At 67.2% G+C, this 25550-nt stretch carries 24 protein-coding genes and 2 tRNA genes; 17 read left to right on the top strand and 9 right to left on the bottom strand.

Annotation, left to right across the window (positions count from 1 at the left end; all coding sequences use genetic code 11):
• Positions 1 to 527 (top strand): bestrophin-like domain (locus DBR10_RS14450; RefSeq protein ID WP_199225344.1); only part of this gene is annotated, 527 nt, incomplete at its 5' end.
• On the opposite strand, the gene gltB is transcribed toward DBR10_RS14450, so the two are convergent.
• The 3 genes from gltB to DBR10_RS14435 are packed head-to-tail and all read right to left on the bottom strand — an operon-like array spanning position 511 to position 6781.
• Positions 511 to 5028 (bottom strand): glutamate synthase large subunit, encoded by a 4518-nt coding sequence (gltB, locus tag DBR10_RS14445; protein ID WP_108504443.1) that lies wholly within the window; start codon positions 5026 to 5028, stop codon positions 511 to 513. The genes DBR10_RS14450 and gltB overlap by 17 nt on opposite strands.
• Positions 5029 to 5039: 11 nt before the next feature.
• Positions 5040 to 5327 (bottom strand): hypothetical protein, encoded by a 288-nt coding sequence (locus DBR10_RS14440; protein WP_108504444.1) that lies wholly within the window; start codon positions 5325 to 5327, stop codon positions 5040 to 5042.
• Positions 5328 to 5332: 5 nt separating this feature from the next.
• Positions 5333 to 6781, bottom strand: a complete 1449-nt coding sequence (locus tag DBR10_RS14435) for an NAD(P)-dependent oxidoreductase (RefSeq protein ID WP_108504445.1) — start codon at positions 6779 to 6781, stop codon at positions 5333 to 5335.
• Between the two features lie 229 nt (positions 6782 to 7010).
• On the opposite strand from DBR10_RS14435, the gene DBR10_RS14430 reads away from it, so the two are divergent.
• Positions 7011 to 7820 (top strand): undecaprenyl-diphosphate phosphatase, encoded by an 810-nt coding sequence (locus tag DBR10_RS14430; protein ID WP_108490254.1) that lies wholly within the window; start codon positions 7011 to 7013, stop codon positions 7818 to 7820.
• A gap of 144 nt (positions 7821 to 7964) precedes the next feature.
• Here the strand turns inward: DBR10_RS14430 and DBR10_RS14425 are convergent, their stop codons facing one another.
• A complete protein-coding gene (locus DBR10_RS14425; protein ID WP_108504446.1) occupies positions 7965 to 8930 on the bottom strand; it encodes a complex I NDUFA9 subunit family protein in 966 nt (321 codons plus the stop codon).
• Between the two features lie 155 nt (positions 8931 to 9085).
• Between DBR10_RS14425 and DBR10_RS14420 the strand changes: the two genes are divergently transcribed.
• The 9 genes from DBR10_RS14420 (at position 9086) to DBR10_RS14380 (ending at position 15554) form a co-directional block, all read left to right on the top strand.
• A tRNA-Leu gene (locus DBR10_RS14420) sits at positions 9086 to 9172 on the top strand.
• A gap of 170 nt (positions 9173 to 9342) precedes the next feature.
• Positions 9343 to 9960 carry a ribonuclease D gene (locus tag DBR10_RS14415; protein ID WP_108490035.1) on the top strand — a complete coding sequence of 206 codons (618 nt, stop codon included), beginning with the start codon at positions 9343 to 9345 and terminating at the stop codon, positions 9958 to 9960.
• Between the two features lie 9 nt (positions 9961 to 9969).
• Positions 9970 to 10590 (top strand): LPS export ABC transporter periplasmic protein LptC, encoded by a 621-nt coding sequence (lptC, locus tag DBR10_RS14410; RefSeq protein ID WP_108504447.1) that lies wholly within the window; start codon positions 9970 to 9972, stop codon positions 10588 to 10590.
• A gap of 50 nt (positions 10591 to 10640) precedes the next feature.
• Positions 10641 to 11177 carry an LptA/OstA family protein gene (locus tag DBR10_RS14405; RefSeq protein ID WP_108490405.1) on the top strand — a complete coding sequence of 179 codons (537 nt, stop codon included), beginning with the start codon at positions 10641 to 10643 and terminating at the stop codon, positions 11175 to 11177.
• 15 nt (positions 11178 to 11192) lie between these two features.
• Positions 11193 to 11954, top strand: coding sequence for an LPS export ABC transporter ATP-binding protein (lptB, locus tag DBR10_RS14400; RefSeq protein ID WP_108504457.1), 762 nt, complete (start codon positions 11193 to 11195; stop codon positions 11952 to 11954).
• 182 nt (positions 11955 to 12136) lie between these two features.
• Positions 12137 to 13630 carry an RNA polymerase factor sigma-54 gene (gene rpoN / locus DBR10_RS14395; protein ID WP_108504448.1) on the top strand — a complete coding sequence of 498 codons (1494 nt, stop codon included), beginning with the start codon at positions 12137 to 12139 and terminating at the stop codon, positions 13628 to 13630.
• A gap of 80 nt (positions 13631 to 13710) precedes the next feature.
• Entirely contained in the window at positions 13711 to 14322 is a 612-nt protein-coding gene (locus tag DBR10_RS14390; RefSeq protein WP_108504449.1) for an exopolysaccharide biosynthesis protein, read from the top strand.
• Positions 14323 to 14371: 49 nt separating this feature from the next.
• Positions 14372 to 15004 carry a ribosome hibernation-promoting factor, HPF/YfiA family gene (gene hpf / locus DBR10_RS14385; protein ID WP_108504450.1) on the top strand — a complete coding sequence of 211 codons (633 nt, stop codon included), beginning with the start codon at positions 14372 to 14374 and terminating at the stop codon, positions 15002 to 15004.
• An 85-nt stretch (positions 15005 to 15089) separates the two neighbouring features.
• Positions 15090 to 15554, top strand: coding sequence for a PTS sugar transporter subunit IIA (locus tag DBR10_RS14380; protein WP_108504458.1), 465 nt, complete (start codon positions 15090 to 15092; stop codon positions 15552 to 15554).
• Between the two features lie 18 nt (positions 15555 to 15572).
• Here the strand turns inward: DBR10_RS14380 and DBR10_RS14375 are convergent, their stop codons facing one another.
• Together DBR10_RS14375 and DBR10_RS14370 are read right to left on the bottom strand one after the other, a co-directional pair.
• On the bottom strand, positions 15573 to 15839 hold the full coding sequence (locus DBR10_RS14375) for a DUF1150 family protein (protein WP_108489629.1): 267 nt from the start codon (positions 15837 to 15839) through the stop codon (positions 15573 to 15575).
• 101 nt (positions 15840 to 15940) lie between these two features.
• Positions 15941 to 16366, bottom strand: coding sequence for an Hsp20 family protein (locus DBR10_RS14370; RefSeq protein WP_108489630.1), 426 nt, complete (start codon positions 16364 to 16366; stop codon positions 15941 to 15943).
• A 261-nt stretch (positions 16367 to 16627) separates the two neighbouring features.
• Here DBR10_RS14370 and DBR10_RS14365 point away from each other — a divergent pair, with 261 nt between their 5' ends.
• On the top strand, positions 16628 to 18844 hold the full coding sequence (locus DBR10_RS14365; protein ID WP_108504451.1) for an AGE family epimerase/isomerase: 2217 nt from the start codon (positions 16628 to 16630) through the stop codon (positions 18842 to 18844).
• A 153-nt stretch (positions 18845 to 18997) separates the two neighbouring features.
• On the opposite strand, the gene DBR10_RS14360 is transcribed toward DBR10_RS14365, so the two are convergent.
• Together DBR10_RS14360 and DBR10_RS14355 are read right to left on the bottom strand one after the other, a co-directional pair.
• Positions 18998 to 19073: transfer RNA gene (locus tag DBR10_RS14360), tRNA-Ala, on the bottom strand.
• Positions 19074 to 19225: 152 nt separating this feature from the next.
• The gene (locus tag DBR10_RS14355) at positions 19226 to 19696 is read right to left on the bottom strand and encodes a TIGR02300 family protein (RefSeq protein WP_108490176.1); all 471 of its coding nucleotides are present in this window, start codon (positions 19694 to 19696) and stop codon (positions 19226 to 19228) included.
• A 116-nt stretch (positions 19697 to 19812) separates the two neighbouring features.
• Between DBR10_RS14355 and aroA the strand changes: the two genes are divergently transcribed.
• The 5 genes from aroA (at position 19813) to mscL (ending at position 24791) form a co-directional block, all read left to right on the top strand.
• Positions 19813 to 21132: a 3-phosphoshikimate 1-carboxyvinyltransferase gene (gene aroA / locus DBR10_RS14350; protein ID WP_108504452.1), complete on the top strand. Its 1320-nt coding sequence runs from the start codon at positions 19813 to 19815 to the stop codon at positions 21130 to 21132.
• A 2-nt stretch (positions 21133 to 21134) separates the two neighbouring features.
• A complete protein-coding gene (cmk, locus tag DBR10_RS14345; protein ID WP_108504453.1) occupies positions 21135 to 21785 on the top strand; it encodes a (d)CMP kinase in 651 nt (216 codons plus the stop codon).
• Positions 21786 to 21918: 133 nt separating this feature from the next.
• A complete protein-coding gene (gene rpsA, locus DBR10_RS14340; RefSeq protein ID WP_108490177.1) occupies positions 21919 to 23631 on the top strand; it encodes a 30S ribosomal protein S1 in 1713 nt (570 codons plus the stop codon).
• A 402-nt stretch (positions 23632 to 24033) separates the two neighbouring features.
• On the top strand, positions 24034 to 24318 hold the full coding sequence (locus tag DBR10_RS14335) for an integration host factor subunit beta (RefSeq protein WP_108504454.1): 285 nt from the start codon (positions 24034 to 24036) through the stop codon (positions 24316 to 24318).
• A 47-nt stretch (positions 24319 to 24365) separates the two neighbouring features.
• A complete protein-coding gene (gene mscL, locus DBR10_RS14330; protein WP_108556453.1) occupies positions 24366 to 24791 on the top strand; it encodes a large-conductance mechanosensitive channel protein MscL in 426 nt (141 codons plus the stop codon).
• A 100-nt stretch (positions 24792 to 24891) separates the two neighbouring features.
• Here mscL and DBR10_RS14325 read toward each other — a convergent pair.
• Positions 24892 to 25550, bottom strand: a 659-nt coding sequence (locus DBR10_RS14325; RefSeq protein ID WP_146187854.1) for a M16 family metallopeptidase, incomplete at its 5' end; no start/stop codon positions are given.

Raw genomic sequence — 25550 nt, 5'->3', positions numbered from 1 at the left:
CCCTGGACGCGCCCTATCGCGACCGGCTCGGCGGGCTGGTGCTGGCCTATGGCGATCTGCGGCAGGGCTTCTTCGCGGCCGGAGAGGACCCGGCCCGGCTGGCCCAGTCCGACCGGCAGACCGACGCCCTGCAGGCCCGGATCTGGACCGAGCTGACGGCAGCGGTGCGGGCCGCGCCGACCGCGACGATCAATCCCGCGCTGCTGGAAACCACAAACGAACTCTTCGACCTCGCCGCGTCGCGTCGCGCGGCCCTGGACGCCCGGGTGCCGCCGGCCATCCTGCGGGCCCTGACGCTCTACGCCTTCGTGGCGGCGGCGATGCTGGGCTACAGCCTGGCCTCAGGCGGTCGCCGTCACGGCGTGGCCTCGACCGCCCTGTTCGTGCTGGTGGCCCTGGCGGTGACCCTGATCCTGGATCTGGATCGGCCCCGGGCCGGATCGGTGACCGTCTCCCAGGCCCCCTTCACCCGCACGCTGGACGGGATCCGGGGCCTGGAAGCGGCAAGACTCACGCCCGCTCGTTGACGGGTTCTTCGGCGGTCAGCGGCTGGGGCAGGCGCTTGATCATTTCCTTCGGGCAGACCTGCCAGAAGAGATCGCGCACCCGGTCCCAGTCGCGGAGCAAGGACTCCGCGAAGGCCGAGTCGGTTTCGCGGGCGTGCTCGGCGACCAGTGAGCGCAGGACGCCCTCCCAGTAGGGCGAGGCCAGGCGCTGGACGACGATGCTTTCGGGATTGATCCGCGCCTCGAACCGGCTGTGCTGGTCGAGCACAAAGGCCATGCCGCCGGTCATGCCGGCCCCGAAGTTGCCGCCGGTCGGGCCGAGGATCACCACCTGGCCGCCGGTCATGTATTCGCAGCCATTGGCCCCGCAGCCCTCGACCACCGTGGTGGCGCCCGAGTTGCGGACCGCGAAGCGCTCGCCGGCCTGACCTGCGGCGAACAGCCGGCCCGAGGTGGCCCCGAACAGCACGGTATTGCCGAGCAGGGTGTTGCTCTCCGGCGCTGCCAGATGGCGCGAGGGCTTGATCACGATGGTCGCGCCCGACAAGCCCTTGCCGACATAGTCATTGGCCTCGCCGGTCAGCTCGATGCGCAGGCCCTGGACCGCAAAGGCCCCGAGGCTCTGGCCGGCCGAGCCCTTGAGCTGGACGGTCAGGTGGCCGGCGGGCAGGCCCTTCATGCCGAACTTGCGGACGATATGGCTGGAGGTGCGGGTGCCGATCGTGCGGGCCGTGCTGCGGACCGTATAGGTCAGCTGCATCTTCTCGCCGCGCTCCAGCAGGGGCGCCGCATCGCGAACGATCTGGGCGTCCAGCGTGTCGGGCACCTCGTTGCGGCCGACCACGGTGTTGTAGGGCTTGTTCTGGCCGGGATCGGCGCGAACCAGCAGCGGGTTGAGGTCGAGGTCGTCGAGGTGTTCGCCGCCGCGGCTGACCTGGGCCAGCAGGTCCGTGCGGCCGACGATTTCCTGCAGGCTCTTGAAGCCCAGGCCGGCCAGGATCTCGCGCACCTCTTCAGCGATGAAGCTGAACAGGTTGATGACCTTTTCCGGGGTGCCGGTGAACTTGGCGCGCAGGGCCTCGTCCTGGGTGCAGACCCCGACCGGGCAGGTGTTGGAGTGGCACTGGCGGACCATGATGCAGCCCATGGCCACCAGGGAGGCGGTGCCGATCCCGAACTCCTCGGCCCCCAGCATGGCGGCGATGACGATGTCACGGCCGGTGCGCATGCCGCCGTCGGCCCGCAGGACCACCGAGTGGCGCAGGTTGTTCAGGGTCAGGACCTGATTGGCCTCCGACAGGCCCATTTCCCACGGACCGCCGGCATATTTCACCGAGGTCTGGGGCGAGGCACCCGTGCCGCCGACGCCGCCGGCCACCAGGATCACGTCGGCTTTCGCCTTGGCGACCCCGGCGGCGATGGCTCCGATGCCGGTCATGGCGACCAGCTTGACCGTCACCCGGGCGACCGGGTTGATCTGCTTCAGGTCATAGATGAGTTGGGCGAGGTCCTCGATCGAATAGATGTCGTGGTGCGGCGGCGGGCTGATCAGCATGACGCCGGGCGTGGCGTGACGCAGACGGGCGATCATCTCGGTGACCTTGAAGCCGGGCAGCTGGCCGCCTTCGCCGGGCTTGGCCCCCTGGGCGACCTTGATCTCCAGCTCGACGCACTGGTTCAGATACTCGGCGGTGACGCCGAACCGGCCCGAGGCGACCTGCTTGATGGCGCTGTTGGGGTTGTCGCCGTTGGGCAGGGGCTTGTAGCGCGCGCTGTCCTCGCCGCCCTCGCCCGAGACCGACTTGGCCCCGATGCGGTTCATGGCGATGTTCAGCATGCCGTGGGCTTCAGGGCCGAGCGCCCCGAGGCTCATGCCGGGCGTCACGAAGCGCTTGCGGATCTCGTTGACGCTCTCGACGTCGTCGGTCGAGATCGGGTTGCGGTCCGAGCGCCAGTCCAGCAGGTCGCGCAGCTGGATCGGCTTCTGGGTGCGCAGGCCGTTGGACCAGCGGCGATAGAGCTCGTAGTCGCCGGTATCGCAGGCGCTTTGCAGGGTGTGGATCAGCCGCGCCTCGAAGGCATGGGCCTCGCCCGACTTGCGCAGCTTGTAGAGGCCGCCGACCGGCAGGGTGACGACCCCGCCGTCCCAGGCCTTGCGGTGCAGCTCGACGGCCTTGCTCTCGATGCCGGCCAGGCCGATGCCCGAGATCCGCGAGGGCATGCCGGGGAAGAACTCGGCGGCCAGGGCGCGCGACAGGCCGACAGCCTCGAAGTTGTAGCCGCCGCGATAGGACGAGATGACGCTGATGCCCATCTTGGAGATGATCTTCAGCAGGCCCGCCTCGATGGCACCCTTGAAGTTCAGGCACACGTCGCGAAGGGTCTTGTCGCCGATCAGGCCGCGCTCGAGGCGGTCCTGGAAGGTTTCCTGGGCCAGATAGGCGTTGACCGCTGTGGCCCCCACGCCGACCAGCACTGCGAAATAGTGGGTGTCGAGACACTCGGCCGAGCGGACGATGATCGAGACGTACGACCGCAGGCCCTTGGCCACGAGGTGGGCATGGACGCCGCCGGTGGCGAGGATCATCGGCACCGCGACGCGATCCTGCTGGCTGCCTTCGTCGGTCAGGACGATGGCCCCGCAGCCGCGCAGGACGGCATCTTCGGCCTCGGCCCGGATGCGGTCGAGATTGGCGCGCAGGGCATCGCCCGGGCGGGCTTCTGGGGCCGGCAGCGGCATGGTGCAGTCGATGACCGCGACGTTCTTCTCGCCCAGCGCCTCACGGATCCGGACATACATGCCGGTGGTCAGGACCGGGCTCTGCAGCACATAGACGTCAGCCTGGGCGGCATCCTGGGCCAGGATGTTGCCGAGGTTCTTGAACCTCGTCTTCAGGCTCATGACGTTGGTTTCCCGCAGCGGATCGATCGGCGGGTTGGTCACCTGGCTGAAGTTCTGGCGGAAGAAGTGGCTGAGCGGCCGATACTTCTCCGACAGTACGGCCAGAGGGCTGTCATCGCCCATCGAGCCGACGGCTTCCTTGCCGTCCTCGACCATGGGGGCGAGGATCATTTCAAGGTCTTCGAGGCTGAAGCCGGCGGCGGCCTGGCGGCGGGTCAGTTCCTCGCGGCCATAGGCGCGGGGTTCGGGGCCGGGCGCGATCTCCTTTTCGAGATCCACCATGTTGCCGAGCCACTCGGTATAGGGGTGGCGGCCGGCCAGTTCGTCGATGATCTCGTCCTCGCCATAGAGGCGGCCTTCCAGCAGGTCGATGGCGATCATCCGGCCCGGTGCGATGGCCAGTTTCTGGGTGATGCGGCTCTCGGCGACGCCGCACATGCCGGCTTCCGAGCCCATGATCACCAGGCCGTCATCCGTATAGGCCACGCGCAGCGGTCGCAGGCCCGAGCGGTCCTTGCCGGCCACGACCCAGCGGCCGTCGGTGGCGCACAGGGCGGCGGGGCCGTCCCAGGGCTCCATCACGGCGTTGCAGTAGGAGTAGAGCGCCTGGTGGGAGTCGCTCAGGCTGGGGCCCGAGGCTTCCGGCACCAGCAGGGCCTTGGCCATCGGCGCATCACGGCCGGCGCGGACCAGCACCTCGAAGGTGTTGTCCAGCGAGGCCGAGTCGGACCCGCCCGGCTGGATCACCGGCTTCACGTCGTCCCCGAACTCGCCGAAGGCCTGGGCGGCCATCTTGATCTCGTGGGACTTCATCCAGTTGATGTTGCCCTTGACGGTGTTGATCTCGCCGTTGTGGGCGAGCATCCGGAAGGGCTGGGCCAGGCGCCACTCGGGGAAGGTGTTGGTCGAATAGCGCTGGTGGAAGATCGCCACATTGGCGGCGAAGCGCTCGTCCTTGAGGTCGGGATAGAACTCGTCGATGGCCTCGGCCAGGAACATGCCCTTGTAGATCAGCGACTTGGCCGACAGTGAGCAGATGTAGAAGCCCGACAGGTTCTGGGCGTGGACGCGCTTTTCGATCCGCTTGCGGCACAGGAACAGGGCGCGCTCGAGGGCCTCGCCTTCCAGACCGGCCGGGGCGGCCAGCATGATCTGCTCGATTTCCGGACGGGTGGCATTGGCCTTCTCGCCGATCACGGCGGTGTTCACCGGCACCTGGCGCCAGCCATAGATGTAGAAGCCAAAGCGCAGGGCCTCGGCCTCGACGATCGTGCGGCAGGCTTCTTGTGCGCCCAGATCGGTGCGCGGCAGGAAGATCTGGCCGACCGCGATGGCTCCGGCCCGCAGGGCGTGGCCGGTGCGGCGCACCTGGTCGGTGAAGAAGTCCTGAGGGACGGACAGCAGGATGCCGGCGCCGTCGCCGGTCTTGCCGTCGGCATCGACCGCGCCGCGGTGCCAGAGAGCCTTCAGGGCCTTGATCGCCAGTTCGACGACTTCCCGGCGGGGCGTGCCGTCGATGGCGCAGACCAGGCCGACGCCGCAGGCGTCGCGCTCGGTGGTCGGGTCATAGGCGTGACCGTCGATCAGCGCCTGGCGGTTCTTCAGATAGAGGTCGATCATGTTGAAGAGTCCTACCGGGAGGCGGCGGCGCCGCCGCCCCAAGCGCTCAGGCCGAGCATGAAGCCAAGGTCATAGAACCAGCCGGTGTTCGGGAAGGCGTAGATGCGCCCGTCCCAAAGCCAGCCGAGAAACAGGGTGAAGGGGGCGGTCAGGCCCTGAAACAGTCCGAGGAAAAAGCCCGGAGGGGTCGCGCCGCCCACGGGGTCGGGCTGGCGCGCGCAGCTGGCCAGGACCGCAGCCCCGACCACCAGGGCCAGGGGCAGCCAGCGCCGGACGGTCGACTTTGGGTTCGTCGTCATCGCGCCTACTCCGCCGCGATCAGCGCCGAAGCGCCGGCCTTGGCCGTCAGATAGCGGTGCATGGCGTCGGCGGCGTCGCGGCCGTCCTTGATCGCCCAGACCACCAGGGAGGCACCGCGTACGATGTCGCCGGCGGCGAAAACGCCGTCGAGGCTGGTCATCTGGTGACGGACATCGGCCTTCACCGTGCCCCAGCGGGTGGTCCTCAGGTCCGGGGCCGACCAGGCCTCGGGCAGGTTTTCCGGCTCGAAGCCCAGGGCCTTGACCACCAGCTGGGCCGGGCGGTCGAAATCACCGCCTTCAATCTCTTCAGGGCTCTGGCGGCCCGAGGCGTCGGGTGCGCCCAGGCGCATGCGGATCGCCCGCACGCCCGTCGCGCCGCCCGCCTCGCCCATGACGGCACGCGGTGCGGCCAGCCATTCGAAGGTCACGCCCTCTTCCTCGGCATTGGCCACCTCGCGCAGCGAGCCCGGCATGTTGGCCTTGTCGCGGCGATAGAGGCAGGTCACCGAGGTCGCGCCCTGGCGGATGGCGGTGCGGACACAGTCCATGGCGGTATCGCCGCCGCCGACCACGACCACGTCCTTGCCGGAGGCATTGAGCGCGCCGCTCTCATAGTCGGGCACGCTGTCGCCCAGGCCCGTGCGGTTGGAGGCGATCAGATAGTCGAGGGCCGGGACGACGCCCTGACTGCCCGACCCGGGGACCGTCAGGTCGCGCGCCGCATAGACGCCGACAGCGATCAGCACCGCGTCGTGCTGGTCGCGCAGGTCCTGCAGGCTGGCATCACGGCCGACCTCGAAGCCCAGCTTGAAGACCACGCCGCCGTCGGCCAGGCGGGCCGTGCGACGCTCGACGACGTCCTTTTCCAGCTTGAAGCCGGGAATGCCGTAGATCAGCAGGCCGCCAGCCCGGTCATGGCGGTCATAGACGGTGACCTCATAGCCCTGTTCGCGCAGGCGCTCGGCCGCCGCCAGACCGGCCGGTCCCGCGCCGATGATGCCGACCGACTGGCCGCGGGCCTCGCCGGCCACCAGCGGCTTCACCCAGCCCATCTCCCAGGCCTTGTCGGTCAGGTAGCGTTCGACCGAGCCGATCGTCACCGTGCCGTGACCTGACTGCTCTATGACGCAGTTGCCTTCGCAGAGCCGGTCCTGCGGGCAGATTCTACCGCAGACCTCCGGCATGGAATTGGTCGCCTGGGACAGCTGGTAGGCTTCTTCCAGGCGGCCTTCGGCGGTCATCCGCAGCCAGTCGGGGATGTTGTTGTGCAGGGGGCAGTGGGTTTGGCAGAACGGCACGCCGCATTGCGAGCAACGCGAGGCCTGCTCGGTCGCCTTGGCGTCGATGAAGTCGGCATAGATCTCGTGGAAGTCGCCGCTGCGAGCGTCCGCCGCCCGCTTTTCAGGCGTGCCACGCGCGACCGTGGTGAATTTCAGCATGCGCTCTGCCATGCGACTTCCCTCGTCCCCGCTCATGGGGAAAAAATTGCGTATGAGGGGCTCATAAGGACTCTTTTCCGCAAGAAGAATGCGGTGGTAAAATTAGTAGACAATAATCTCCGGGATTGACGCGTCGCTGGCCGTTGATGCGCCGGGTTCGCCCTCAAATTGGTCTACTTTGTGGATTAACGACGTTTTTACCCTGTCGGGCGCAGGTCAGGGCAGGTTTGGAGAAGCACCGATGGCCGACTGGCTGAGCGCGATTATTCTGGGTCTGGTCGAGGGCCTGACGGAGTTCATTCCCGTCTCGTCGACAGGCCACCTGCTGTTGACCAAGATCGCCCTGGGCCTGACGGATCCGACCTGGGATACCTTCATCGTCCTGATCCAGCTGGGCGCGGTCCTGGCGGTGGTGGCGCTCTATTTCCAGCGCCTGTGGGCAGTGGTGATCGGCCTGCCGACCCGGCCGGAAGCCCGGCGCTTTGCGCTCAGCGTAATTATCGGCTGTGTTCCGGCCTTCGTCGCCGGTCTGGCCCTGCACGGGGTCATCAAGCACTTCTTCGAAAATCCGTTCCTGCCCCAGGTGATCTGCGTGTCGCTGATCCTCGGCGGCATCATCCTGCTGGTCGTCGACAAGAAGGCCCCGGCGCCGCGCGAGCTGGACGGCATGGCCCTGAGCCTGAAGACGGCCCTGATGATCGGCCTGTTCCAGTGCCTGTCGCTGCTGCCGGGCGTCTCGCGCTCGGGCTCGACCATCGTCGGCTCGATGCTGCTGGGCGTGGAGCGCAAGGCCGCGGCCGAGTTCTCCTTCTTCATGGCCATCCCGATCATGGTCGGGGCCTTCGCCCTGGATCTGCTCAAGAGCTACAAGGACATCGATCCCAGCCATGCCGGCACGATCGCGATCGGCTTTGTGGTGTCGTTCCTGTCGGGCCTCGTGGTCGTGAAGTACATGATCGACTTCGTCGGCAAGCGCGGCTTCACCCCGTTCGCCTGGTGGCGGATCATCGTCGGCGTGATCGGCCTGGGCCTGATCTACGTGCCGCACTGAGGGTGTAGCCCTTCTCCCTCCGGCGGGAGACGGATCAGGACCTGATCAACGCAAAAGCCGCGCCCGGTCACTCGACGGGGCGCGGCTTTGATTGTTTGGGGCTCGCCGCGTCATCGCCCGCAAAGGGCGAAAGAAGCCGCCGCGTCAGAACGCTCCTGCCGGGGTCGGCGCGTACTGGCCGCCCTTGCGGTAGCGGTAGAGGTAGGACGGCACGATCGCCTCGATGCTGGTCGGGACGATGCCGACCTCGGCCAGGCCGGGCAGGCCGTGGTCGGCGACATTGTCGCTCTTCAGCAGCTCGACCTGGTCGCTGGTGATCGGCGGAGCGATCGGCAGGATGCCGCTCTGGATGTCGCCCAGCTGGCCGATCAGGGTGGCGATGGGCCAGGGCAGGGGAACCAGCGGCCGGTCGCGGCCGGTCTCGGTCAGGATCAGCTCGAGGATCTGGCGCATGGTGAACACGCCCGGACCGCCCAGTTCATAGGTCAGGCCGGCCATGGCCGGATCGGAGACGGCCCGGGTGATCACGGCGGCGACGTCGCCGACGAACACCGGCTGCAGGCGGGTCTCGCCACCGACCAGCGGGAGGGCCGGGGCATAGGCCGCCATCTGGCCGAAGCGGTTGAAGAAGGCGTCCTCGGGGCCGAACACCACCGACGGGCGGACGATCACGGCACCGGGGAAGGCGGCCTTCACGGCCTCTTCGCCCTCGGCCTTGGTGCGGGCGTATTTCGACTCGGAGCCGGCGTCGGCCCCGATGGCGCTCATCTGCACGAAGCGGGTGACGCCGGCGGCCGCAGCCTGTTCGGCGACGGTTTTGGCACCCATGACATGTACGGCCTGGAACTTCTGCCGGCCGGCCTCATAGAGCAGGCCCACCAGGTTCACGCAGGCCTCGGCCCCGTCCAGGGCCCGCACCACCGAGGCGGCGTTGCGGACATTGGCCTGAACGACCTCGATCTGGCCGACATCGCCCAGCATCCGCATCTTGTAGGCGAGGTTGGGTTGGCGAACGGCGACGCGAACGCGGTGACCCGCCTTTGCGAGCTGCCGCACGACCTGGCTGCCGACGAAGCCGGAGCCGCCGAACACCGTGACCAGACCTTGCATCTTCAATCCCCGTCGCCTGCGATGATGCGGGGGATAGACGACCGCGCGGGGCTTCGCAACGAAATGCGCAAATTGTCCGTAATTGTCGATTGACGGGGCCGGAACCTTTCCCTAAACGTCCCGGCCTCGCGGCGATCCAAGCGGTTGCCTTGCGGGCCCAGGTGGCGGAATTGGTAGACGCGCTGGCTTCAGGTGCCAGTGACTGAAAGGTCGTGGAGGTTCGAGTCCTCTCCTGGGCACCACCCCTTACCAACCCTTGAAAGAGGCGCGGGGTGGAGCCGGTAGTTCCTTCCGATAGAAATTCATTTCATCCCGTCGATTCATCCCGACTATAGTGTCGCGCGCCCTGACGGGTGCGCCGGCAGGGCCGGCGTCTGTCGCGGTATCGCGCTGCCGGAGAGCTCTGAAGACCTTGGCCAATTTTGTTCATGAGGGCGACCTGCCCGACGGCGTGTTCGCCGGTGCCGACGCGATCGCGATCGATTCCGAAACCATGGGCCTGCGCCTCGGGCGCGATCCCCTGTGCGTGGTCCAGCTGTCGGACGGCAAGGGCGACGCTCACCTGGTCAAGCTCGACCGGTCGACCTATGACGCGCCCAATCTCAAGCGGCTGCTGACGGATCCGGCGGTGCTGAAGCTGTTCCACTTCGGCCGCTTCGATATCGCCATGTTCCTGCTGCACCTCGGGGTGATGACCGCCCCCGTCTATTGCACCAAGATCGCCTCCAAGCTGGCCCGCACCTATACCGACCGCCACGGCCTCAAGGACGTGACCCGCGAGCTGATGGGCGTCGAGCTGTCCAAGGTCCAGCAGAGCTCGGACTGGGGCGCGGCGACCCTGAGCCCCGAGCAGGTGGCCTATGCTGCCTCGGACGTGCTGCACCTGCACGGCCTGCGCCTGAAGCTCAACGCCATGCTCGAGCGCGAGGGCCGCATGGCCCTGGCCCAGGCCTCGTTCGATTTCCTGCCCCACCGCGCCGCCCTCGACCTGGCCGGTTGGGAGGATGTCGACATCTTCGCTCACAGCTAGGATCCGCCGATGGTCGCGGCCGCAGCCACCACCGGACGTCATGTCGCCCGGGACCTGCAGAAATGGCGGCGGCGCTCGCGGCTGATCCATCTGCTGCGCGTTGTCCTGCCGGCGGCGGTGGCCGTCATCCTGCTCGGCGTGGCCGGCCAGGTGATCTGGCGCTCGATCGAGGCGACCAAGCGCGCCCCGGCCGAGTCGCCGACCCAGATCCGGATGATTTCTCCGCGGTTCTACGGCCAGTCCAGCGACGGCCGCAGCTTCATGATCACGGCGCGGGCGGCGGTGCGCGACGACAAGGACCTGAAGAAGGTCTATCTGGAGGCCCCGACCCTGACCCTCGGCATCGACGAGGAGCAGCCCACGCGGGTGACGGCCAGCACGGGCGTCTATCGCGAGGATACCCTGAAGCTCTCGCTCAAGGGGGATGTGCGCCTGGATGACGGTGGCGGCTATCGCTTCGCCTCAGACCAGGCCCTGGTCGATACCATGACCGGTAACATCACCGGCGAGACGGCCCTGACGGGCGAAGGGCCAAAGGGGCAGGTGCAATCCAACGCCTACTCCGTATATGACAAGGGCGACCGGATCGTTTTCAGGGGTGGGGTTCGCACCCGGATTGATCGGCAGTAAGAGTACCCCCGGCCAGGGTCGCTGAGGCGACAGATGAGGACTTCGACTTGATGCAGCGTTGGATGGCGGCGGCGGTGACCGCACTGATCCTGGTGAGCGGGGCGGCCCATGCCCAGATCGCCAACGACTCCAGCGCGCCCGTGGACGTGTCTGCGGACGAGCAGGAAGTCATCAACAGCCAGTGCAAGCAGATCTTCCGCGGCAATGTCGAGGTGCTGCAGGACAAGGCGCGCCTGCGGGCTGCGGTCATCAATGTCTATAACAAGCGCAAGGGCGGCACCGGCAGCGGTTCCTGCGGCGACGCCGAGCGCCTGGAGGCCGACGGCGACGTGTTCTACGTCACGGCCGACCAGACCGTGCGCGGCGACCATGCGGTCTACAACTATGCCAGCGACACCATCGTCATCACCGGCGATGTCATCGTGGTGCGTGGCCAGGACGTGGCGCGCGGTGACAGGATGACGGTCCAGACCAAGACCAACGACATCAAGCTGGAGTCCAACGTCAAGGGCCGGGGCAAGCCGGGCCGGGTGCGGTCGGTGATCTATCCCGACGATTCCAAGAAGACCGCCGAACCCAAGCGCTAGGCCAGCCCGATGAAAATGACGCCGCTCGGCACCTACGCCGCCCCGGACTCCGAGGGTCTGATCGTCGACTCGATCGGCAAGTCGTTCGGCGACCGCCCGGTCGTCAAGAGCGTCTCCCTGCGCCTCAAGCGCGGCGAAGTCGCGGGCCTGCTGGGCCCGAACGGTGCCGGCAAGACCACCTGTTTCTACATGATCACGGGCCTGATCGCCGCCGACTACGGCTCGATCTATCTGGACGGCGAGGACATTACGGCCCAGCCGATGTTCCAGCGGGCGAGGCTCGGGGTCGGTTATCTGCCCCAGGAAGCCTCGATCTTCCGGGGCATGACGGTCGAGCAGAACGTCATGGCCGTGGTCGAGATGCGCGAGAAGAACCAGCGCAAGGCCAATGAGGCGGTGACCAACATCCTCGAAGAGCTGCACATCACCCATATCCGCAAGTCGCCGGCCGTGGCCCTGTCGGGCGGTGAGCGGCGACGGGTGGAAATCGCCCGCGCCCTGGCCAGCGAGCCGTCGTTCATGCTGCTGGACGAGCCTTTCGCCGGTATCGACCCCCTGGCCATCGCCGACATCCGCGAGGTCGTCGGCTATCTGAAAAAGCGCGGGATCGGCATCCTGATCACCGACCACAATGTCCGCGAAACCCTGGACATCATCGACCGGGCGTCGATCATTCACGCGGGCGAGGTGCTGTTCGAAGGCTCGCCGCAGGAGATCATCGACGATCCCGAGGTGCGCCGCGTCTATCTGGGCGATTATTTCGTCGAGCGGACCTGAACCTGAAAGCCTTTTAATTCAAGACTTTGGACCGGCCGCCGAACAGGCGGCCGTTCTTTTTCAGGGGTGGGCTGTGGGCGGAAAGTCGCACCGGCCCGTTTATTGCAGGCGTTGGCGAGCCGTTAACCAGACACCCCGTTCTATGGCGATCGAAACTTTGTTCGATTTGCCAGGAGGGCGCATTGGCGCTCAGCCACAGACTAGAGCTCCGGCAGGGCCAGGGCCTCGTCATCACCCCGCAGCTGCAGCAGGCGATCAAGCTGCTGCAACTGTCCAACATCGAGCTGGACGCCTTTGTCGAGGCCGAGCTGGAGCGCAACCCGCTTCTGCAACGCGACGAGGGCGAGAGCGAGGCTGTGTCCGAGGGCGAACGCGAACCTGTGGCCAGCGACCTGGCGGTCGATGCGGTCGATGACTCCTCGGCCAGCCGCGAGATGGACGCCACGCCCGATGACGTCTCGCCCGGCGAACGTGCCTCGGGAGACGGCGAAGCCGCCGAGCAGGCCGGCGGACAGATCGACTGGTCGCGGGCCGGCGGCGGGGGCTCCTTCGAGGGCGACGAGGGCTATGAGAGTTCCCTCACCGCCGTGCCGACCCTGGCGGAACATCTGACCCGTCAGCTGGCCCAGGCCGGGCTGTCGGCGTCCGAGCAACTGATTGCCAGCGTCCTGATCGACGGCGTCGATGCCGGCGGCTATCTGCGGCTGGATCTGGCCGAGACCGCCGAACGGCTCGGCTGCGACCTCGCCCTGGTCGAGCGCGTCCTGGGCGTGGTGCAGGGCTTTGAGCCCACCGGCGTTGCGGCCCGCGACGTGGCCGAGTGCCTGGCCCTGCAGCTGAAGGACCAGAACCGCTACGATCCGGCCATGGCCGCGCTGCTGGCCAATCTGGACCTGCTGGCCCGTCGTGACATGGCCGGCCTGCGTCGCATCTGCGGTGTCGACGAGGAAGACCTGCGCGAGATGGTCGCCGAGATCCGGGGCCTGACGCCCCGGCCCGGCGCGGCCTTCCACAGCGAGCCTGCCGAAACCCTCGTGCCCGACGTCCATGTCCGCGAGGGCCTGGGCGGCATGTGGCATGTCGAACTGAATACCGACACCCTCCCCCGGGTGCTGGTCGACCAGCGCTATCACGCCCGGGTGTCCGGCGGTGCCCGCGGCGACCAGGAAAAGACCTTTGTCTCCGAGTGCCTGGCCTCGGCCAACTGGCTGGTCAAAAGCCTCGACCAGCGCGCCAAGACCATCCTGAAGGTCTCCAGCGAGATCGTCCGGCAGCAGGACGGCTTTCTGGCCTACGGGGTCGAGCACCTGAGGCCGCTGAACCTGAAGACGGTCGCCGATGCCATCGGCATGCACGAGAGCACCGTCAGCCGGGTGACCTCCAACAAGTATGTCGCCACCCCGCGCGGCGTTTTCGAGCTGAAGTTCTTCTTCACTTCGGCCATCCAGTCGTCCGAGGGCGGAGAAGCGCACTCGGCGGCCAGTGTCCGCCACAAGATCAAGGGTCTGGTCGAGGCCGAGCGCACCGGCGCCGACGTCCATTCCGACGATGCGATCGTCGAGATCCTGAAGGCCGCCGGCGTCGACATCGCCCGGCGCACGGTGGCCAAGTACCGCGAGGCCATGCGGATCCCGTCATCGGTCGAGCGCCGCCGGCTGATCAAGGAAGCCTGCTGAGACCCATTGCGCACCCTGACACGGTCTTAACGCCCCTTCAGCACTTCGAGGCGTTATAGGGTCGGTCTCAAGGAGCGTGCATGACGATCAGAAGCCTGTCCGATGTGATTGCGGAGTTCGGCGAGGACACACGTCCCAGCCTGACCGTCGGCCAGATGCTTGAGTCGTTCGACAGCCGCGCTTTCGGGGCCATGCTGTTCCTGTTCGGGGCGCTCAATACCCTGCCCCTGCCGCCGGGCTCGTCCACCCTCCTGAGCCTGCCGATCCTGCTGCTGGCCCCGCAGATCGCCTGGGGGGCCGATGCGCCGTGGCTGCCGCGCCGGATGATTGACCGGCCGCTGAAGCGGGACGACCTGCGGGGCCTGTTCCGCAAGCTCACCCCCATCGTCAAGCGGATGGAACTGGTTACCCGTCCCCGCCTGACCTGGCTGTTTACGCCCCTGGGCGAGCGGATGATCGGCGTGGTCTGTACCCTGCTGGCCATGGTGCTGGTCCTGCCAATTCCGCTGGGCAATTTCGCGCCGGGCGCGACCGTGGCGATCCTGTCCCTGGCCCTGCTGCAGAGGGATGGTCTTCTGGCCCTGCTGGGCTATATGATGGCCGCCCTCAGCGTCGGCCTGCTCTTCCTCAGCGCAGGCGTCGTCACGGCCGCCGTGGGCCGGCTGGTCTCGTTTTTTTCAACACTTTTTTGAGCTTATTGAGGCGCTTGACACCGGCCTCGGACGGGCGCGTTGTTAGGACATGCAAGTCCAAATCTCCGGCAAGCATGTCGACGTTGGCGAGGCTCTGCGAGCGCGAGTCTCCGACGAAATCACCCTGAGCATCGGCAAGTATTTTGACCGCGGCGGCAATGCCGACGTGGTCATCAGCAAGGAGGGCCACGCCTTCCGTGCCGACTGCTCGGTAAAGCTGGCTTCGGGTCAGCAACTGATCAGCCATGGATCGGGACAGGACGCCCATGCGGCGTTCGACGCGGCCCTGGCCAAGATCGAGACGAGGATCCGGCGGTACAAACGACGACTTAAAAGTCACTCCATCGCCGCCAGCGCCAAACAGGCCGAGAACGCGGCCATGTACGTCCTCCGGGCCCCGGAGATCGACGAACATGAGGACGATGACTGGGCCATCGAAGACGACCATCCTGCCGGCGCGCCGTCGGCCATGGTCATCGCCGAAGGTGAAGCTTCGTTGAAGATAATGACCGTTTCCATGGCGGTCATGGAACTGGACTTGACCGAGTCCCAGGCAATCGTGTTTAGGAACGCCGCCCATGACGGATTGTCCGTGGTGTATCGGCGACCAGACGGAAATATCGGCTGGATAGACCCCGAACGCACGAAGTCGCTGAACGGGAACGGGTCAACCGCGCGCTAACCGGATCGTGTCATGATCCCGGACGTTGCGGACGACCTGCAGCGACGGTGTTGCGGCGGCCGATAGCGAGCGAGCGTTGAAGTCCATGACCATCGCCGATCTTCTGGACCCCGCTGCGGTGACGCTTCGCGTCAGTGCGCCGGGCAAGCGTCAGGTTCTTGGAGTCGTCGCCGACGTCGCCGCCCGGGTTCTGGGCGTCGACGCCGATGCCGTCCTTGAGGGCCTGCTTGAGCGTGAAGCGGCCGGCTCTACCGGAGTCGGCCACGGCGTCGCCATTCCCCACGCGCGGGTCCTGGGCGTCGATCGGGTCCGCGCCATCTTTGTGCGTCTGGAAACGCCGGTGGCCTTTGGGTCAGTCGATGACAAGCCGGTCGACCTGGTGGTCGCCCTCCTGGCACCGACTGACGCCAGTGTTCAGCACCTGCGGGCCCTGGCCCGGGTGTCGCGGCTGATGCGCCAGCCCGAGCTGCGCGAGCAGCTGCGCAAGGCGCGTTCGGCCGATGCGGTCAATGTGCTCCTGACCCACGAGGCGACCAGCTCGGCCGCCTGAGGGTCGTCCGAGTCTCGATCAGTGCACCGAAACCGGGGCCAGCTCGTGGGCGATCGCAGCGGCGATGGCCGTGTCGCGGTCGATCAGGACCGCCAGCCGGGCACCGTCAGCCCGACACACCGCATAGAGGGTCTGGTCGGGTCGTAGGTCGGTGTCATGGATCCCTTCGGGGGCGTCGGCGAGGATCTCCGAGGCCCTGATCGGGCGAACATAGACAAGGTCCGGGCCGCCCAGGGCGGCGAAGGCCTCGGACGTGAAGACCGGGGTGTGCGGGTTCGGTGTCATGATGACCACCTCCTGTTGTACGGGGAAACGCGCCGCAGACGGAGCGGTTCGGCGGATCTGTGATCGCCGGGCAGATCTGGACGCGAAATGGGGGCCTGGTGTCAGGCTATGGAGCGGATCGGAATGCGCTTCACCAGGCGCTCCGGGCGGGGCCGGGCCAGGTCGATATGCAGCAGGCCGTGCTCGAGGGTCGCGGTGCTGACCTCGATCCCTTCTGCCAGGACGAAGGTCCGGACAAAGCCCCGTGCGGCGATGCCGCGATGCAGGAAGGCCCGATCAGCCTCAGTTCGCGCCTCGGGTTCGCGCTTGCCGGCCACGATCAGCTGGCCGCCCTCGACGGTGACGTGCAGCTGTTCGGGCGAGAAGCCCGCGACAGCCAGGGTGATGCGCACACCGCCCTCGTCATCCTGCTCGACATTGTAGGGCGGATAGCTCTCGGCCGCGGCCTTGGCGGCGCGCTCGATCAGGTCTCGGGTATGCTCGAAGCCCAACAGGAAGGGGCTGTCGAACAGGATGGTTCGGGTCATCGCGAAGTCCTACGCAAAAGCGACTTCGTTCGCCCGACCGGACCCGGAACGGCATCCGGCAGAGCAACGTTCAATCAAGGTGGCGATTGGGGGAGCCGGGTTCAAGGCCCGGCCATGAGGCTTGCGGCGCACTCACCGCCTGCCCGGTCTGCGATCAGTGCCGGTTTAGAACACAATGTTCACGGCTGGACGGTAGAACGGCCTCGACCGCCTCTCTGAGGTTGCGTTATGCCGAAAACCACGGGTTTGCGAGGGATCAGCTTGGCCACCTATCCGGTTATCATGTGCGGCGGCTCCGGCACGCGTCTGTGGCCGGCCTCCCGGCCTTCCCGGCCCAAGCAGTTCATTCCCCTGCTCGGCCCTCTGTCCAGCTTCCAGCAGACTGTCCTGCGCCTCGCCGGCGTCGAAAACGCGGCGGCCCCGGTGATCGTCGCCGGCCGAATCCATGCCGCCGCCATCCAGGAACAGCTGGCGGCCCTGGGGGTCGAGGCGACCCTGCTGCTGGAGCCTGAAGCCCGCGATTCCGCGCCGGCCATGGCCGCTGCGGCCGCCTGGGTTGCGGCCCAGGACCCGGCGGGCGTGATGGTGGTCTGCGCGTCGGACCACCATGTCCCGGACGCCGGGGCGTTCCGGGCGGCCGTAAATCTTGCGGCGCGGTCGGCTGCGGATGACGGTCTGATCGTCACCCTCGGCGTACGGCCCAGCGCCCCGTCCAGCGCCTATGGCTATATCCAGCCGGCCGATGGCGCGGCGGCCGTCAAGCCGGTCGCGGCCTTTGTCGAAAAGCCGGGCGAAGCGCTTGCCAGGACCTATGTCGAGGCCGGCTATCTGTGGAACAGCGGCAATTTCGTCGTCGCCGCCCAAACCCTTCTGACCGAACTCGATGCCTTTGCCCCGGCCGTGTCGGACGCGGCCCGCATCGCGGTTGCCGAGGCCGGACCCAAGGCTGGCGGCCTCCTGCTGGGGCCCGGCTTCACGGGGGCCACGAAGATCTCCATCGACTATGCGGTGATGGAAAAGACCACCCGGGCCGCTGTCCTTCCGGTCGATTTCGAATGGTCGGACCTCGGGGCCTGGGATGCCATCCAGGCCGCCGCCGCCGGCTCTTCCGGCGACGCGGCCGGCAATGCGGTCTGTGAGGACGTGATCCTGCAGGGCGCCAGCAACTGCCTGGTCCGCAAGACCGGCTCCACCCAGCTGGTCGCCCTGATCGGCGTGTCGGACCTGGCGGTGGTCGTTGAGAACGACGCCATCCTGGTCTGCGGCCTGTCGTCGGCCCAGGACGTCAAGGGGGCCGTCGACCAGATGAAGGCCCTGCGGCACGCGGCCGTCGACACCGTCGGACCCGGGACCCTGAGCGGCCTCGCCGATCGGCTGACCGCCTGGCTGATGACGCGGGCCCTGCCGGTCTGGTGGAGCCTGGGTGCCGATCACCAGGGCGGCGGTTTTGTCGAGGCGGTCGGCCTGGGCGGAGCACCGATGGCGATCCCGCGCCGGGGCCGGCTGAACGGCCGTCAGGCCTATGCCTTTGCCACCGCCGGACGGCTGGGCTGGGCCGGACCCTGGCGTCAGGCCGCCCTCCACGGGCTCGAGGCAGCCCGCAGCCGCTACCAGCGCCCGGATGGCCAGTTCCGCACCCTGGTGGGGGCTGACGGGGCCGTTCTGGACGATACGGCCTATCTCTATGACCAGGCCTTCTTCCTGCTGGGTACGGCGGCTGTGCGGGGCGCGGGCGGTGGCGGCGCCGAGCTCGAGACCGAAGCCCTGGCCCTGCTGGACCGGATCGAAACCCGTCGCAGCCCGGCGGGCGGTTTTGTCGAGACCGGCGAGGATGCCTATCTGTCCAATCCGCTGATGCACCTGTTCGAAGCCGCCCTGGCCTGGGGCGAGGTGGGGTCCAGCCCCCGCTGGCCAGGGATCGCCGACGGCATTGCCGAGCTGGCCCTGACCCGGATGATCGATGCCGGCAGCGGGGCGATCCGCGAGGTCTTTGACGCCCAGTGGGCTCCGGCTGCCGGTGACGCCGGCCGGCGCATCGAGCCGGGGCATCAGTTCGAGTGGGCCTGGCTTCTTACCCGCTGGAGCCTGGCGCGCGACCATGCCGCCGGTCTGGCTGCGGCGCGGCGGCTCTATGCCGCAGGGCGCCGGGGCGTGGATCTCTCGCGGGGCGTGGCCCTCGATGCCCAGTTCGATGATTTCACGACCCAGAGCCGTCAGGCGCGTTTGTGGCCGCAGACCGAGTGGCTGAAGGCCGCCCTGATCCTGGCCGATACGGTCGCGCCGGAGGATCGTGACGATTTCCGAACCGACGCCCGTTCGGCAGCGGTCGCGCTGCTGGCCTATCTCGACACCCCGACCCCGGGCCTGTGGCGCGACAAGCTGACGCCGGAGGGGGCTTTCATCGAGGAGCCCGCGCCGGCCAGCTCGCTCTATCACATCGTGGCGGCGATCCAGGAACTGCAGCGCGTCCGCACCTGAGGGCGCTGCCGGGCTCAGCTCAGGATCCGACAGGACGACAGACGCCCGGCCCGAAAGGCCGGGCGTTTTGCCGTGCCGGCCGCTGCAGGTGCGGCTGAATGTTCAGAAGGCTGAAAATGGAAACGGCCGCTCCCTTTAGGGAAGCGGCCGTTTTGGTGGAGCTTAGCGGAGTCGAACCGCTGACCTCTTGCATGCCATGCAAGCGCTCTACCAGCTGAGCTAAAGCCCCAGGTCCTTGGTTTCCCAAGAGAACCTTGGTGTTTCTCGCTGTCCCCGAACAGGTCGGCTCCGGCGAGGCGCGATGTCTATGCCGGGAGGATTTTTGGATCAACCCTCCCGGCGAACTTTTTTCGAAGATTTTTTCGAACGGTGTTCGAAGGTCTAGCGGTCGTCGTCGTCAGCGCCCGGGAGGCCTTCGATCTCGTCGTCGAGAACGTCTTCATCCTCGTCTTCGAGGAAGGGCACGTCATCGGCTTCGTCTTCGGCCAGGTCTTCGTCCTCGGCGAAATCGACACCCAGGTCATCACCGCCCGCAGGGGTCGGCGCGCCCGGATCGGCGTCTTCGTCGTCGGTTTCCAAGACGTCGGGCTCGACCTTGTCGATTTCCGGGGTCTCATCGACCTCGTCCTCAAAGCCGTCCGGCTCTTCCTTGGCCGCGTTGACGGGCTTTTCGTCCTCGGCGTCATAGTCCGGCGTCACGGCGCGGGCACGGACGCGACGCGACTTGAGCGCCTCTTCCGGGTCGAACGACTCGCCGCACTTGGGGCAAAGCGCCGGGCGACGGCCCAGGTCATAGAATTTCGATTGGCAGTTGGGGCAAATTTGTTTTGCACCCAGTTCGGGATTGGCCAAGAGGCGACCCTTCGATCCAGATGGGAAAAGCGGCCGGTCACTTGCCATGGCCAAGGGCCGCTGTCAAAAGCAATCCCCTTCGCGAACCCCACCATGACTAGGGAGCCGGTTACGGCATGACGGCGGCTGGACTGAAAAGCGGGCCCGGCGGCGCCCTTCGCGGGACCGTCAGGGCCCCGGGCGACAAGTCGATTTCCCATCGTTCGATGATCCTGGGGGCCCTGGCGACCGGCACGACGACAGTCGAGGGTCTGCTCGAGGGCGACGATGTTCTGGCCACCGCGCGGGCCATGCAGGCCTTCGGGGCCCGCATCGAGCGCGAAGGTGTCGGCCGCTGGCGGATTGAGGGTCAGGGCGGCTTCTCCGAGCCGACCGACGTGATCGACTGCGGCAATGCCGGCACCGGGGTTCGCCTGATCATGGGCGCGGCGGCCGGTTTTGCCCTCTGCGCCACCTTTACGGGCGACTCTTCGCTGCGGGGCCGGCCGATGGGCCGGGTGCTGGATCCCCTGGCCCGCATGGGCACCACCTGGCTGGGCCGCGACAAGGGCCGCCTGCCGCTGACCCTGAAGGGCGGCAATCTGCGCGGCATGAGCTATCGCCTGCCGATGGCCTCGGCCCAGGTGAAGTCGGCGGTTCTGCTGGCCGGCCTGCACGCCGAGGGCGGCGTCGAGGTGATCGAGCCGGAAGCCACCCGCGACCACACCGAGCGCATGCTGCGCGGCTTCGGGGCCGAGGTGATCGTCGAGGACAAGGACGGCGTCCGCCATATCCGCCTGCCCGAAGGCCAGAAGCTGAGCGGAACCCATGTGGCGGTGCCGGGTGATCCGTCGTCGGCGGCCTTCCCGCTCGTGGCCGGCCTGATCGTGCCGGGCTCGGAGGTCACGGTCGAGGGCGTGATGCTCAACGAACTGCGCACGGGTCTCTTCACGACCCTGCAGGAGATGGGCGCGGATCTGGTGATCTCGAACGTGCGCATGGCCAGCGGCGAGGAAGTCGGGGACATCACCGCCCGCCATTCGGCCCTGAAGGGCGTTGTGGTGCCGCCGGAACGTGCGCCCTCGATGATCGATGAGTATCCGATCCTGGCCATCGCGGCGGCCTTTGCCGAAGGCGAAACGGTGATGCGCGGCGTAGGCGAGATGCGGGTCAAGGAAAGCGACCGCATCAGCCTGACCGCCAACGGCCTGATCGCCTGCGGGGTGCAGGTGGTCGAGGAGCCCGAGGGCTTCATCGTCACCGGAACGGGCCAGCCCCCGCGCGGCGGCGGAACGGTGACCACCCACGGCGATCACCGCATCGCCATGAGCCACCTGATCCTCGGCATGGCTGCGCAGCAGGGCGTGGCCGTGGACGAGCCGGGCATGATCGCCACCAGCTTCCCGGGCTTTGCCGATCTGATGCGCGGCCTGGGCGCCGATCTTTCGGCAGCCTGAGCATGGCCTTCATCATCGCCGTCGATGGTCCTGCCGCCTCGGGCAAGGGCACGGTCGCCAGCCGGCTGGCCGGGCTCTACGGCTATCCGATGCTCGACACCGGCCTGCTCTACCGGGCGGTGGGTGTGCGCCTGCTGGACGTGGGCGGTGATCTGGACGACGCCGCCGCGGCCGAGGCCTCAGCCCGGGGCCTGGCCCTTGACGAACTGGAGCGGGCCGAGGTGCGGACCCGCCAGGCGGGCGAAGCCGCCAGCCGCGTGGCGGTGCATCCCGGCGTCCGCTCGGCCCTGTTTGAGCTGCAGCGCAGTTTTGCCCTGCGCGAGCCCGGCAGCGTGATCGACGGCCGCGACATCGGCACGGTGATCGCGCCCGAGGCTCCGGCCAAGCTGTTCGTCACCGCCCGCCCTGAGGTTCGCGCCGAGCGGCGATGGAAACAGCTGCTGGGTCAGGGCGAAAGCGTCACCTTCGACGAGATCCTGGCCGACATCCGCAAGCGCGACGAACGCGACGGTGGGCGGGCCAGCGCGCCCATGACCCAGGCCGACGACGCCGTCTTGCTCGACACGTCGGAAATGACTATAGAGCAGGCCTTCGATGCGGCCCGCCGCATTGTCGAGACGGCGCGCGCCCGGTCGGGAGACCTCCCGGGCTAATCCACCGCCCGCCTTGCCGCCGCTTAGGAAGCGCCGGATCCGCATCAAAAATCACCCAACCCGGAATCCCCAGAACCGTCAACCGGCGGCTTTCATCCATGGGGCTTCCCTCAACACGAGACTAAACATCAGCATGGCTGACGATATGAGCTTCAACCCGACGCGCGACGATTTCGAAGCGCTGCTGAACGACTCCATGGGCGGCCGCGACTTCGCGGAAGGCACCGTGGTCAAGGGCATCGTTGTCGGGATCGAGAAGGACTTCGCGATCATCGACGTCGGTCTGAAGACCGAAGGCCGCGTCCAGCTGAAGGAATTCGGCGTCGACGAAGCCGGCAAGGCGACCGTGAAGCTGGGCGACACCGTCGAGGTCTTCCTCGAGCGCCTGGAAAACGCCATGGGCGAAGCGGTCATCAGCCGCGAAAAGGCCAAGCGCGAAGAAGCCTGGACCCGTCTGGAAGGCGTTTACGCCCAGAACGTTCCGGTGCTCGGTGCCATCGTCGGCCGCGTCAAGGGCGGCTTCACCGTCGATCTGGGCGGCGCCTCGGCCTTCCTGCCGGGCTCGCAGGTCGACATCCGCCCGGTGCGCGACGTCGGCCCGCTCATGGGCAAGGAACAGCCCTTCGCCATCCTCAAGATGGACCGCCCGCGCGGCAACATCGTCGTCTCGCGTCGCGCCATCCTGGAAGAAGCCCGCGCCGAGCAGCGCACCGAACTGGTGTCGCAGCTGCAAGAGGGTGAAATCCGCGAAGGCGTCGTCAAGAACATCACCGACTACGGTGCGTTCGTTGACCTGGGCGGCATCGACGGCCTCCTGCACGTCACCGACATGAGCTGGAAGCGCGTCAACCACCCGTCGCAGGTCCTGGCGGTCGGCGACACCGTCAAGGTTCAGATCGTCAAGATCAACCCGGACACCCAGCGCATCAGCCTCGGCATGAAGCAGCTGCAGTCGGATCCGTGGGACGGCGTGGAAGCGAAGTACCCGGTCGGCGCCAAGTTCACGGGCCGCATCACCAACATCACCGACTACGGCGCGTTTGTTGAGCTGGAAGCCGGCGTTGAAGGCCTGGTCCACGTCTCGGAAATGTCCTGGACCAAGAAGAACGTCCACCCCGGCAAGATCGTCTCGACCTCGCAGGAAGTCGACGTGGTCGTGCTGGACGTCGATCCGTCCAAGCGCCGCGTGTCGCTGGGCCTGAAGCAGGCCCTGGCCAACCCGTGGGATTCGTTCCTCGAAACCCACCCGGTCGGCTCGACCGTCGAAGGCGAAGTCAAGAACGCGACCGAGTTCGGTCTGTTCATCGGCCTCGACAACGACATCGACGGCATGGTGCACCTGTCGGACATCGACTGGACCGCGTCGGGCGAAGAAGCCATGGCCCGCTACAAGAAGGGCGATGTCGTCAAGGCCAAGGTTCTCGACGTCGACGTCGAGAAGGAACGCATCTCGCTGGGCATCAAGCAGCTGGGCGGCGATCCGATGTCGGGCGACACCTATCGCAAGGGTCAGACCGTCACCGTGACCGTGACCGAAGTCACCACCGGCGGCATCGAAGTTCGCTTCGGCGAAGACGACGCCCTGATGACCTCGTTCATCCGCAAGTCGGACCTGTCGCGCGATCGCCAGGAACAGCGCCCCGAGCGCTTCGCCGTGGGTGACCGCGTCGACGCTCAGATCACCAACATCGACAAGGCGGCCCGCCGCGTTTCGATGTCGATCAAGTCGCTGGAAATGGCCGAAGAGAAGGAAGCCATCGAGCAGTTCGGCTCGTCGGACTCCGGCGCTTCGCTGGGCGACATCCTGGGTGCCGCCCTGCGCGAGCGGGCCACCCCGAAGGAATAGTCTTCGCATCCCCCAGCGGGATTGAAGGCAGCGGCGGCCGGAGCGATCCGGCCGCCGTTTTCTTTGGGCGCTTGGGCTAAGTCCTTGGATGAGAGCGGCTTTGTCCGGCAGAGCTGCGCCCATTGTCCGGGCAGGCGGTCATGGACTGCCGATAGGGTGATGCACAATCCCTATGGCAGGTTCCTGCTGCGTCGGGCTGATCTGTGATCATTTTTAACCGTGTTTCCGCCGGCATTGCGGCGGGGAAAATCCTCACTTGGTGGACGCGTGGATTTTTTTGCCAGGCGAGTTCTCACGCGCGCCGGGATTGCATCGGCGGAATCGTATCCTGCCCCTTGAAGACTCATTCCCCATTGGGCAAAGGTCCGGGCGCGCCCTCCTCCTCCGGCGCCGGGGATATCGATGATCAAGTCTGAACTCATCGCCAGGCTCGCGAATGAAAACCCGCACCTGACGCAGAAAGACGTCGAGCGCGTGGTGACGGTGATCCTTGAGCGCATGATCGGCGCGCTCGAAGAGGGCGGCCGGGTCGAGCTGCGCGGCTTCGGGGCCCTGTCGGTCCGCTCGCGTCCGGCCCGTTCGGGCCGCAATCCGCGCACCGGCGAAACCGTCGATGTCCGCGCCAAACACGTGCCGTTCTTCAAGAGTGGCAAGGAACTGCGCGCGCGTCTCAACGCCGACGAATAGGCTTCGCGGCCCAACCCCCGATCATCTGACCGCTGAGGATAGCCGGCATGAGCATCGTCAAGGAATTTCGCGAGTTCATCGCCCGCGGCAACGTCATCGACCTGGCCGTCGGCGTGATCATCGGCGCGGCCTTCAACGGCATCGTCAAGAGCCTGGTGGATCAGGTCATCATGCCGCCGATCGGCCTGCTGACCGGTGGTCTGGACTTCTCGAAGCTGGAATGGGTGCTCAAGCCGGAAAACCCGGCCACCGAGGCGGTCGAGAAGGTGGCCATCCAGTACGGGGCCTTCGTCAACACCCTGATCCAGTTCCTGATTGTGGCGGTGGTGGTGTTCCTGCTGGTCAAGGCCGTCAACGGCATCCGCCGGGCCGACGCCGCCGAGCCGGCACCCGAGGCCCCGGCCGCCCCGCCCCCGCAGGAAGCCCTGCTGGCCGAGATCCGCGACCTTCTGGCCGCCCAGTCGACCCGCTAAGGCCCGTCTCCGGCCCGACGATGTCCGGGCCGTCCGTCGTCTGAACAGCCTGATCGCCCGGCCGCCCTGTACGGGGCGGCCGGGCTTCTGGATTCTGCGGCTATTTGGCCGTCAGGGTCGGGCTGTCGAGGTCCAGTCTGGCCGCCGGGATCACGGCGGCACCCGGCAGGGCCTTGGTCAGGGGCTCGCCCATCGCCTTGGCATCGCCGGCCACGATGACGCTGGTCCTGGCCGGATCGAGATAGCTACCGGCAAAGGCCTGGACATCGGCGGCGCTGACCGCTTCGACCTTGCCCGCATAGGCCTGGATCTCGGTCAGCGGCACGCCGTAGATGGCGAGGTTGCCCAGCACGTCGGCCAGGCCGCTGGAGGTGCCGAGCTCGCGGCCAAAGCCGCCGACCAGCACCGACTTGCGGGCGGTCAGCTCGGTGGCGGAGGCCGGCTCGGCCGCCAGCCGGGTCAACTCCGAGCGGACCAGACCGATGACCTCGGCGGCCGACGGGTTCTTGGTCTGCACCCGGGCCGAGAAGCCGCCGAAGGCCCCCTGCGGGGTCAGGCTGGAGCCCGCGCCATAGGACAGGCCGCGCTTGATGCGGATTTCCTGGTTCAGGCGCGAGGAGTAGCCGACGCCGAGCACGGCATTGGTCACCAGACCCGAATAGTAGCTGGGATCAGCGCGGGTGATGGCCGGCTTGGCCAGGGTCACGGCCGCCTGGCCGGTACCCGGCAGGTCGATGACCACATTGCGCGGCGTGTAGC

This window comes from Caulobacter sp. HMWF025 (assembly GCF_003060965.1).
Lineage (GTDB): Bacteria > Pseudomonadota > Alphaproteobacteria > Caulobacterales > Caulobacteraceae > Caulobacter.
The sequence above is the reverse complement of the archived record's forward strand: the minus strand, read 5'-3'. Positions and strand labels throughout refer to the sequence as shown.

What these genes read in the sequence shown, in the direction of transcription:
- gltB (WP_108504443.1), bottom strand. Translation starts at nt 5,028, where the DNA reads ATGATCGACCTCTATCTGAAGAACCGCCAGGCGCTGATCGACGGTCAC.
- DBR10_RS14440 (WP_108504444.1), bottom strand. Translation starts at nt 5,327, where the DNA reads ATGACGACGAACCCAAAGTCGACCGTCCGGCGCTGGCTGCCCCTGGCC.
- DBR10_RS14435 (WP_108504445.1), bottom strand. Translation starts at nt 6,781, where the DNA reads ATGGCAGAGCGCATGCTGAAATTCACCACGGTCGCGCGTGGCACGCCT.
- DBR10_RS14430 (WP_108490254.1), top strand. Translation starts at nt 7,011, where the DNA reads ATGGCCGACTGGCTGAGCGCGATTATTCTGGGTCTGGTCGAGGGCCTG.
- DBR10_RS14425 (WP_108504446.1), bottom strand. Translation starts at nt 8,930, where the DNA reads ATGCAAGGTCTGGTCACGGTGTTCGGCGGCTCCGGCTTCGTCGGCAGC.
- lptC (WP_108504447.1), top strand. Translation starts at nt 9,970, where the DNA reads ATGGTCGCGGCCGCAGCCACCACCGGACGTCATGTCGCCCGGGACCTG.
- DBR10_RS14405 (WP_108490405.1), top strand. Translation starts at nt 10,641, where the DNA reads ATGCAGCGTTGGATGGCGGCGGCGGTGACCGCACTGATCCTGGTGAGC.
- lptB (WP_108504457.1), top strand. Translation starts at nt 11,193, where the DNA reads ATGACGCCGCTCGGCACCTACGCCGCCCCGGACTCCGAGGGTCTGATC.
- DBR10_RS14390 (WP_108504449.1), top strand. Translation starts at nt 13,711, where the DNA reads ATGACGATCAGAAGCCTGTCCGATGTGATTGCGGAGTTCGGCGAGGAC.
- hpf (WP_108504450.1), top strand. Translation starts at nt 14,372, where the DNA reads ATGCAAGTCCAAATCTCCGGCAAGCATGTCGACGTTGGCGAGGCTCTG.
- DBR10_RS14380 (WP_108504458.1), top strand. Translation starts at nt 15,090, where the DNA reads ATGACCATCGCCGATCTTCTGGACCCCGCTGCGGTGACGCTTCGCGTC.
- DBR10_RS14375 (WP_108489629.1), bottom strand. Translation starts at nt 15,839, where the DNA reads ATGACACCGAACCCGCACACCCCGGTCTTCACGTCCGAGGCCTTCGCC.
- DBR10_RS14370 (WP_108489630.1), bottom strand. Translation starts at nt 16,366, where the DNA reads ATGACCCGAACCATCCTGTTCGACAGCCCCTTCCTGTTGGGCTTCGAG.
- aroA (WP_108504452.1), top strand. Translation starts at nt 19,813, where the DNA reads ATGACGGCGGCTGGACTGAAAAGCGGGCCCGGCGGCGCCCTTCGCGGG.
- cmk (WP_108504453.1), top strand. Translation starts at nt 21,135, where the DNA reads ATGGCCTTCATCATCGCCGTCGATGGTCCTGCCGCCTCGGGCAAGGGC.
- rpsA (WP_108490177.1), top strand. Translation starts at nt 21,919, where the DNA reads ATGGCTGACGATATGAGCTTCAACCCGACGCGCGACGATTTCGAAGCG.
- DBR10_RS14335 (WP_108504454.1), top strand. Translation starts at nt 24,034, where the DNA reads ATGATCAAGTCTGAACTCATCGCCAGGCTCGCGAATGAAAACCCGCAC.
- mscL (WP_108556453.1), top strand. Translation starts at nt 24,366, where the DNA reads ATGAGCATCGTCAAGGAATTTCGCGAGTTCATCGCCCGCGGCAACGTC.